The sequence below is a fragment of the Mycobacterium sp. genome (assembly GCF_050700595.1).
Lineage (GTDB): Bacteria > Actinomycetota > Actinomycetes > Mycobacteriales > Mycobacteriaceae > Mycobacterium.
In genome coordinates, this window is the sequence record NZ_JBOHHI010000156.1 from 1 (window position 1) to 9295 (window position 9295).

Genomic DNA, 9295 nt, shown 5'->3' on the forward strand with positions numbered 1-9295 from the left:
TCTCGATACCGCCGAGGGGGTCTTGATCACTTTGCGCCGCTACCGGGTCGACAACGCATTCCTTGAGCTGATGCAGACGGCGAAACGACACAACGTCAACCCGCTAAGCCTCGCCGACGCCCTGGTCACCATCGCCGAAGGTCAACTTAGCAACGATGCCGGCGGTGCGGCCGCCGCCATTGCGTGTGGCACGTGGGGGCACCTGTTGGGCATTGACGGACGCGACGACGCACCAACCGAGCCGCGGGACGGCCTTCCCGCCGAGAACGCCTGACCGCGCGAGGCAGGCACACTCGTCAAACGACATGGGTCAGCTACCGGTATCAAGAGGTGAAAGCACAAGGCGTGGATGCGGTCGAGGACGTGCCGATCAACGCTGCGTGGTCGGCGTTGCGGCTGTGGCCGGTCACTGATGGCCACCAACCCGAAACCTCCACGACTAACGAGGACACCAAGTGAGCCATCAGGACAAGCCCCCAGAGGACACCGGCAACATCACCTTCCCCTTCGCCGCCGACTTCTTCGGCGAGCTCGTTACCTCGGCCGCCGGCAGCGCTGAGGTGCGGGGAGTCAACGGGTTGCCGAGCGGCCCGGCTCTGATTGTCGTCAAACGCGGACCCAACGCCGGATCGCGGTTCCTGCTGAATCGGCCCGTCACCTCCGCTGGCCGGCATCCCAACAGCGACATCTTCCTCGACGAGGTCACCGTCAGCCGCCAGCACGCCGAGTTCCGAAGGGAAAGCGGCGAATTGTGCATCGTTGACGTCGACAGCCTCAATGGCACCTATGTCAACGGCAAATCAGTGCAATCGGCGGTACTCACGAATGGCGATGAGATCCAGATCGGCAAGTTTCGCCTGGTGTTCCTAACCGGTCATCCAGCGCGTGCTGCAGATCGCAGTACGCAAAGCACAACCGCTGCCCGCTGAGCTTGTCGTTATGATGACGCTCGACTTCCGAAACCCCGACTACTCCCGGAGAAGCAATGACTACTAGTGGGGCGACGTCGTCTACCCGGGCGGTAGGTACCAGCCCCGACGATGCCACCGTGCTGGCGAACCTGGACCTGATCGCTGAGCTTGCGGGAACGTGGCAGGGAAGCGGCTTGAACATCGCTGCCCGCCCGGATTTCCAGAACCAAAGCAATGTCTTAGTCGGTTTGAGTCTGACGTCCGACACACTGTCATTCGATCCGATACCTTCGTCGATCCATAATCGCGGATTCTCGCAGCCGGATATTGAGTTGTTCGGGTTGACTTATCTGCAGCACACCAGCGACGCCACTACCGGCGGTGCGCTGCATATCGAGCCGGGCATGTGGATCAACCTACCGCCGACGATCCAGCCGGCGGCGGATCCACCGCTGGGCGGTCAACTCGTCGCACGCATGTGGAGCATTCCGCACGGCGCCTCGTTCGTGGCTCAAGGGTTTGCCCTGCCCTTCTCGGGCCCACCAGTCATCAGTCCCGGCGCCGATCCCACCAGCGGGGGCAATCCTGCTTTCTCAAGTTTTCCATCGTTCAATAGCACGCCATTACTACCGGCCTTCCCAGACCAAGAATCGGCAATTTTCGCTGCCGGTACGTCAGAAGCTCAGGCAAAAGCGGAGGGCGGATTCCCTGAATACACTTTCACCGATCCACCGGGCATCACGCAACAGGTTGTCAATGATCCGGTAGTCCTACTACAGCAGACGATCGTGCAACAGCTTGCCGACGGCTACCAGTTCGAGGGTGTGGCATTGAACATATCGACTGCATCAGCTATCCGGTTCGATCCACAGCCAGTAGTATTTCCAGACCCCGGTTCGCCCGTCAACACGGTCAGCGTGCCACAATTTGGCGGTGGAATCGCAAACCACACCTTCCTGCTCGGTATCTCCAACCAGAAGCCCAACTTGAGTACGGCTCTCGTCTACGCGACTTTTTGGCTCGAAAAGCTGCATCATCCTGATGGTCGTCCTCCACTTATGCAGCTTCAGTACGCTCAGACGGCGCTGGTGAACTTCCCGGCCCGTAACATTTCGGGGCAACCAAACTTGAGCTGGCCGCACATCACGGTGTCGACGCTGCAGAGAACTCTCAACTGAACAACCCCAATATCGCAGCGAGCTCGGCGCGGCGCTGGTGACTTGGTGGCTGTAGTTGAGCAGTTCGACAACGGGGGGAGGGAGCATCGGCGACCCGGTTCTTCAGCGACCTGCGCTCGGTGCCCAGACGCAAGCAGTCGACGATCGGCGGTTGTCAGAACGCGTTGCGACTCTTTTGTCCTTATGTCAGCGATCCCGATGACGGGTGGGATCGGGTATGCGAGAAGCTGTTCGGTGCCCATCCCGCTCAGGTGTAGATGCAATGAACGCTCCTGTCCTATCGGCGGTGGTCACGGGTAGTCTTGTTACTGCGTTGACGATCCGCATCGAGAGTCAACGGACGACTGTCACCCGCAATTGTCTGCTGCGGAACAAGGAGCTCCAATGTCACGTGAACATTCGGTCGGCCAGTTGAGCGGTATCTCGCGTGGCATGAGGGTGCCACTTGAAACCAATACCACCCGGCGACTGATCCGTTTGCTCGAGCAGGTTGACAACCTATTGGCCAGATTGTCGGACGCGGAATCCTCTTGGGCGGGATGGCTATCCGCAGTTGTGCCCGAGCGCCGGCCAAGCGCACGAAATCTCGTGCACTATTGGGCGCTTCGCCAATATGACTTGCGTGAAGTGCAATCCGAGCTTGCGGTGTTCGGGCTTTCGTCGCTGGGCCGCAGCGAATCACACGTGCAGGCCGCGCTGGGGGCAGTCCGATCAGCGATCACCGCCATGCTGGGTCAGGGCTGGCAACCGGCTGCACCGTCGGCGGTGCCCATCGAGCAGGGGCCCGAACTCTTGCGACAACACACAGCGGAGCTGCTAGGGCCCCGCCCCGCGCATCGTAGGACCCGCATCATGGTCACGCTGCCCTCGCAGGCCGCGACCGACCCCGACTTGGTCCGCGGCTTGGTCCAACGCGGCATGGACATCGCGCGGATCAATTGTGCCCACGACAATGCCGAGGCGTGGCACGCGATGGCGAGACATGTGCGGCAGGCGGCTACGTCCGTGGGGACCTCATGTTTGGTGGCAATGGATCTGGCCGGGCCCAAGCTGCGGACCGGCCCCCTAGAGCCGGGACCACAGGCGATCAAACTGCATCCACGGCGAAACGCTCTTGGCCAGGTCATCATCCCCGCAAGGGTGTGGCTGACGTCGACCGAAGAACCGACCGACCCGCCGGAACCCGATATGCTGCGGCTTCCGGTGCCCCGGCATTGGCTGGCCAACCGCAGGCCCGGCGAGGTGCTGTCTTTGCGGGACACCCGCGGATCCAAACGCCAACTCGTCCTCGGGCCTGGGGATGGAACCGCAGGTGGCTCAGGCGGATTCGCGCTGACCGCGCAACAGACGACCTACCTGACCACCGGAACGGTGCTACGTGCCGGGGGCGGCGGGGACCCGACTCAAGTTGGCAAGCTCCCCGACACTGAGCAGAGTTTGGTGCTGCACCATGGAGACCTCCTGGAGCTGACGCGCGACTGCTCAACGGCCCCGGTTGGCGGTGGTCAATCTCTTCCGCGCATCGGTTGCACCTTGCCTGAGGTGTTCGACCATGCCCATCTCGGCGATGCGGTCCACTTCGACGACGGCAAGATCGGCGGGCAAATCGTGTCGGTCGACCGCGATGTGCTCACCGTGCACATCGACCACCCGAGGCAGGGGGAGGCGCACCTCAAGGGCGGCAAGGGCATCAATATGCCCGACACCGAGTTGCCGATATCGGCGATCACCGACCGTGATGTCGCTGACCTGCCGGCCGTCGTCGAGCTGGCGGATCTGGCCGAGATATCGTTCGTGCGCACCCCGTCCGACGTGGAGCGGCTACTCGATGAACTGGATCGGCTCGGCGGTCATGACTTGGGCATCGTGCTCAAGATCGAAACCCGAAGGGGTTTCGAACATCTTCCGCAGTTGCTGCTCACGGCGATGCGTCGGCCCAAGGTCGGCGTGATGATCGCCCGCGGCGACCTGGCGGTCGAGTGCGGTTACGAACGGATGGCTGAGTTGCAGGAGGAGATCCTGTGGCTGTGTGAGGCAGCGCACCTGCCGGTGATCTGGGCGACCCAGGTGCTCGAGCGGCTCGCCAAGTCCGGGCTTCCGTCTCGCGCCGAGATCAGCGATGCGGCGATGAGCGAACGGGCCGAGTGCGCGATGTTGAACAAGGGCCCATACCTCAACGATGCGGTCACCGCACTCGGTGACATCTTGCGGCGAATGACCGAACACCGCTACAAGAAGAATGCGTTGCTGCGTTCACTGCGGTCTTGGTCGGCCGAATCGGAACCCTGAAGGGTTCCGATCACGCAGTAGCCGTCGGCCACTGTCCGCGCATTCGCGGGAGTCGGTGAGGTGTTGTGGCGTACGCTGCAAACGTGCGTCCTCGAGAAGGCGCTGCCGCGGTAGCGCATGTAACGGCCGGTGAAATCATGACCTCACCGGCGATCACGGTGCGCCCGGATGATTCGGCGCAACACGTCGCAGAGACGTTGGCCAGGTACCGGATTAGCGCGACGCCGGTGGTCAATGAGGCGGGCGCGCTGGTGGGAATGGTCAGTGAATATGACCTGCTCGCCAAGGCCGGCGGGGACGCGCGGGAGGTGATGACGACCGCGGTGATCAGCGTGAGCACCGACTGCGCCGTCGACGACATCCGGCACCTGCTGATCGAGCGGCGCATCCGACGGGTGCCGGTGTTGCAAGAAGGACACCTGGTCGGGATCGTGAGCCGTCGTGACGTCATGGCCACCATGGCGACCGAGTGGGTGTGCCAGGTTTGCGGCGAGCCGGTGCGCGGCGAACATCCTCCGAGCATCTGCCCGCGGTGTCGGGCCACCAGTGAGCAGTTCGAACTTCAGGAACAACCGCCGGGCACCTGAAGCGCGCGGCCCGGCGTATGAATGAGGCATACGTTGCGAGCAGGAGGCCGACTGATGGTCCAGCCCAGTCCAATTGACCCGGTCGATGAGTCCGCACCGACACTCCGCGACTACTACCGCCAGATGGTGCTGATTCGCGCGTTCGAGCTGCGCGCTGCAGAGATGTATCAACGCGCCAAGGTTGGCGGATACTGCCATCTCAACCTCGGCGAGGAGGGGACGGTGGTTGGCCTGATGGCGGCGTTGGAGCTCCGCGACTACCTCTTCACGACCTACCGCGACCATGGGTATGCGCTGGCCCGCGGGGTTGAACCCGGCCGGATCATGGCGGAGCTGTTCGGCAAAGTCACCGGCGTATCCGGAGGCCGCGGCGGTTCGATGCATCTGTTCGACCGCAAACTGCGCCTCCTCGGCGGGTACGGCATTGTCGGTGGCCAGATTCCACCGGCCACCGGCGCGGCGCTCGCGCTGACTTACCGGGGCTCGCCCGGCCCGGACGCCGAGGCCGTGATGTGTGTGCTCGGCGACGGCACCACCAACATCGGCGCATTCCACGAGTCGCTCAACCTGGCGGGGCTGTGGCGATTACCGATCGTCTACGTGATCGTCAACAACGGCTTGGGTATGGGGACCCCGGTCGAGAAGGCGGCGGCCGAACCCGACCTGTACAAGCGCGGGTGTTCCTACCGAATCCCGGGTGAACGGGTTGACGGTGACGACGTGCTTGCGGTACGTGAGGCCGCCGCGGCCGCCTTGGTGCGCGCGCGGACCGAGCGTCAGCCGGGTCTGATCGAGGCCATGTGCCGACGGCTTCGCGGCCACTCGGTCGTGGATCCGGCCAAGTACCGCTCCCGCGACGAGACCGAGCGGCTACGCGGGCGCGATCCCGTTCCCGCGTTCCGCCATCGGTTGATTGAGACCGGTGTTCTCGACGAAAAGGCGGCGCAGGCCATCGACGACGAGGCCGAGGCCCAGGTCGACAGTGCGGTGGACTTCGCCGAGAACAGCCCCGACCCGGATCTCGGTCAGCTGTTCGACTACAGCTATGCCACGCCGGTTGCCAATGCCCCCCACCAGCTTCCGGGTGATCCGGTCATCTCGATCCCGATGGGGCAACCATGACGGTGATGACCTATCGACAGGCCCTGCACGACACCCTGCGCGCTGAGCTACTGCGCGACGAATCGGTGATTCTCATCGGTGAGGAGATCGGCGTCTTCGAAGGCTCGTACAAGATCACCGCCGGGCTGCTGGCCGAGTTCGGCCCCACCCGGATCCTTGACACCCCGATCTGTGAGGAGGGCTTCGTCGGCGCGGCGATCGGCGCGGCGATGCTGGGCATGCGGCCGGTCGTGGAGATCATGACGATCAACTTCAGCCTGTTGGCCCTCGACCAGATCGTCAATCACGCCGCCAAGATGCACGCCATGTTCGCCGGGCAGGTTTCGGTGCCGCTGGTGATCCGCACCCCCGGCGGCGGCGGACAGCAGCTGGCGGCCACCCACTCGCAGAACCTGGAAGCCTGGTATGCCCACGTGCCCGGCATGAAGGTCCTCGCCCCGGCAACCCCGGCCGATGCCAAAGCGCTACTTGCGACGGCTATCCGAGACGACGACCCGGTGCTGTTCCTGGAGAACCTCGCGCTCTACAACACCAAGGGTGACGTTCCCGATGGTGAGCAGCTCGGCCGGATCGGGATGGCCTCGGTCGTCAAACCGGGTACCGATATCACCGTCGTCGCCTACTCCCGGTCCACGGTGATCGCCCTCGATGTCGCCCGCCAGTTCGAGGCCGACGGCGTGTCCGTCGAGGTGGTTGATCTGTGCAGCCTGCGGCCCCTGGACCGGGAGACGATCTGCGCTTCGGTACGCAAGACCAGCCGGGCGGTCATCCTGGAAGACGATTGGCTCACCTACGGGGTGGGCGCTGAGATCGCGGCGACGATCGCCGAAGGCGCGTTCGACTATCTCGACGCCCCCGTCCGCCGGGTCGCCAGCGCCGAAGTGCCGCTACCGTACGCGAAGCCGCTCGAGTTGGCCGCGCTGCCCGACGCCGCCGACCTCACCAAAGTCATCGGCGAGGTGCTCGATGCCACCCGGTTCGCCTACTGAGAGGAACCGCTGATGCCAGACGTGCTCATGCCCCGGCTATCGGACACCATGGCCGAAGGTGTCATCAGCCAGTGGCTCAAACACGAAGGCGACAACGTCGTGCGCGGTGAGGTGATCGCCGAAATCGAAACGGACAAGGCGACGATGGAACTCGAGGCTTACGACAGCGGCGTGTTGACCCGAATCATCGCCGAAGAAGGCAGCACGGTCCCGATCGGTCAGCCTATCGCCATCATCGACGACATGACAGCCGGCGCCGAATCTGGCGATGGACAAAAGGCTTCCAGCGCGGCGCCATCTGCCCAACCCAGTCCGGTAGGGGTGCGAACCCCGGCGGCACCGGTGCGTGCCACTCCGCTGGTACGTTCGCTGGCACGTGAGCACGGAATCGACCTGACGACCATTACTGGCAGCGGACCCGGCGGGCGCATCGTGCGTACCGACATCGAAGCTGCGATCGCCCGAGGCTCCACAGCTGCTCCGGAACGCCCCCCGACGGTTACTGCCGGTGCCGCCGACGAGCAAGTTCCACTGTCATCGATACGCCGTGTCACCGCACGGCGTCTGACAGAAAGTGCTGCGGCGCCCCACTTTTACCTTACGTCCGTCGCATACGCCGACGCACTACAGAAGCTGCGCACCGACCTCAACGCCGAGTTCTCCGATGCCGGGCTGAAAATCAGCGTTACCGATCTTTTGATCCGTGCGTGCGCCATCACCTTGCATACCCACGCCCAGGTCAATTCGTCCTGGGGTGGTGATCACCTGCTGCGTCACGGCCGCGTGAACATCGGTTGCGCCGCCGCAACCGAAAAAGGCTTGCTGGTGCCCGTTATTCGCGATGCCGACCGAAAGAGCATCACCGAGATCGCGGCCGAGGCACACGCGTTGGTCGAGCGGGCACGGGCGGGAAAACTCACACCCGACGAACTGGCCGGCGGCACGTTCACGATCAGCAACCTCGGGATGTATGGCGTCGACCACTTCACCGCCATCATCAATCCGCCCGAGGCGGCGGTGCTCGCCGTCGGGGCCGTCCAAGAGGAGGCTGTCGTACGCGATGGTCAACTGACCGTGGCGACCACACTCAAGCTCACCCTGTCGATAGACCATCGCGTCCTCGACGGTGCCGCCGGCGCAGAATTTCTGCAGGACCTGGTGCAGCTGCTCGAGCATCCGCTACGCATCATCGTCTAAGCCCGGCGCGGCTCACTCAATGCTGGCGGCTATTTCTCGAGGGTCAGAACCGTTGCAGGGTTTCAGACCTTGTGGTCGATACCAAGCACATCCAGTGCGGTGCGAACCATCTGATGGGTGAACCCCCATTCGTTGTCATACCAACTCATGACTTTGACCAGGGTGCCGTCCACCACCCGTGTCATCGCCGCATCGATCACCGACGCTCTGCTGTCACCGACGATGTCGGTTGACACGATCGGATCCTCGGCGACGCCCAGCACTCCTCGGTAGCGATCGCTGGTCGCCTCGTCGCGAAAGATGTCGTTGACCTCGCCAACCGTGGTGGCTCTGCTGGTGACCGCCGTGATGTCGGCGATCGAGCCCACCGGCACGGGTACGCGCACCGCGACCCCGTCGAACCGGTTGGCCAGTTCCGGCAGCGCGCGTGTCGTGGCCTGCGCGGCTCCGGTGGACGCGGGCAACATGTTCACCGCGCCTGCTCTCCCGCGGCGCATATCGCTGTCAGGTCCGTCGATCAGGTGTTGGGTCGAGGTGTAGGCGTGCACGGTCGTCATCACGGCCCGCGCCACACCGATCCGGCGTTGCAGGATCTCGACAACCGGGGTGATGCTATTGGTGGTGCAACTGGCACAGGAGATGATGCGCTGATCCGCGCCGACATGGTTGGTACCGTGCACCACGGTGGTGATGGTGTCGGTGCGTGCCGGGGCGGACAGCAGCACGAACTTGGCGCCGGCACTCAGATGGGCGGCCAACTCGTGTTCCTGCCGGAACACACCCGAGCACTCGAACACCAACTCGACACCGAGTTCTCGCCATGGCAGTCCGGCGGGATTAGGACATGAGTAAACCGGGATCTTGCGCCCGTTGACTATCAGTGCGTTGTCATCGACGGATACCGCGTGTGGGTAGCGGCCGTAGACGCTGTCATAGCGCAGCAGATAGGCGAGGTTGTCGACCGGGACGACGTCGTTGACCGCCGCGATTTGGATGTCATCCAAGCCGGCCAACACTTTCAG

Annotated in this window: 9 protein-coding genes; 8 read left to right on the forward strand and 1 reads right to left on the reverse strand. The window is 63.7% G+C overall.

Going from position 1 to position 9295, the window contains the following annotated elements:
• From ACRDTL_RS14325 to ACRDTL_RS14360, 8 genes are all read left to right on the forward strand, one after another.
• The coding region (locus ACRDTL_RS14325; RefSeq protein ID WP_431507366.1) for a hypothetical protein at positions 1-274 on the forward strand (274 nt) is incomplete at its 5' end.
• A 181-nt stretch (positions 275-455) separates the two neighbouring features.
• A complete protein-coding gene (locus ACRDTL_RS14330) occupies positions 456-929 on the forward strand; it encodes an FHA domain-containing protein (protein ID WP_431507367.1) in 474 nt (157 codons plus the stop codon).
• Between the two features lie 119 nt (positions 930-1048).
• A complete protein-coding gene (locus ACRDTL_RS14335; RefSeq protein WP_431507368.1) occupies positions 1049-2089 on the forward strand; it encodes a heme-binding protein in 1041 nt (346 codons plus the stop codon).
• 384 nt (positions 2090-2473) lie between these two features.
• Positions 2474-4378: a pyruvate kinase gene (locus ACRDTL_RS14340; protein WP_431507369.1), complete on the forward strand. Its 1905-nt coding sequence runs from the start codon at positions 2474-2476 to the stop codon at positions 4376-4378.
• Between the two features lie 137 nt (positions 4379-4515).
• Positions 4516-4965, forward strand: coding sequence for a CBS domain-containing protein (locus tag ACRDTL_RS14345; protein ID WP_431507370.1), 450 nt, complete (start codon positions 4516-4518; stop codon positions 4963-4965).
• Between the two features lie 54 nt (positions 4966-5019).
• A complete protein-coding gene (gene pdhA / locus ACRDTL_RS14350) occupies positions 5020-6087 on the forward strand; it encodes a pyruvate dehydrogenase (acetyl-transferring) E1 component subunit alpha (RefSeq protein ID WP_431507371.1) in 1068 nt (355 codons plus the stop codon).
• A gap of 5 nt (positions 6088-6092) precedes the next feature.
• Positions 6093-7076 carry an alpha-ketoacid dehydrogenase subunit beta gene (locus ACRDTL_RS14355; RefSeq protein WP_431507372.1) on the forward strand — a complete coding sequence of 328 codons (984 nt, stop codon included), beginning with the start codon at positions 6093-6095 and terminating at the stop codon, positions 7074-7076.
• 12 nt (positions 7077-7088) lie between these two features.
• Entirely contained in the window at positions 7089-8273 is a 1185-nt protein-coding gene (locus tag ACRDTL_RS14360) for a dihydrolipoamide acetyltransferase family protein (protein ID WP_431507373.1), read from the forward strand.
• Between the two features lie 62 nt (positions 8274-8335).
• Here ACRDTL_RS14360 and ACRDTL_RS14365 read toward each other — a convergent pair.
• A partial coding sequence (locus tag ACRDTL_RS14365; protein WP_431507374.1) for a type I glyceraldehyde-3-phosphate dehydrogenase occupies positions 8336-9295 on the reverse strand: 960 nt, incomplete at its 5' end.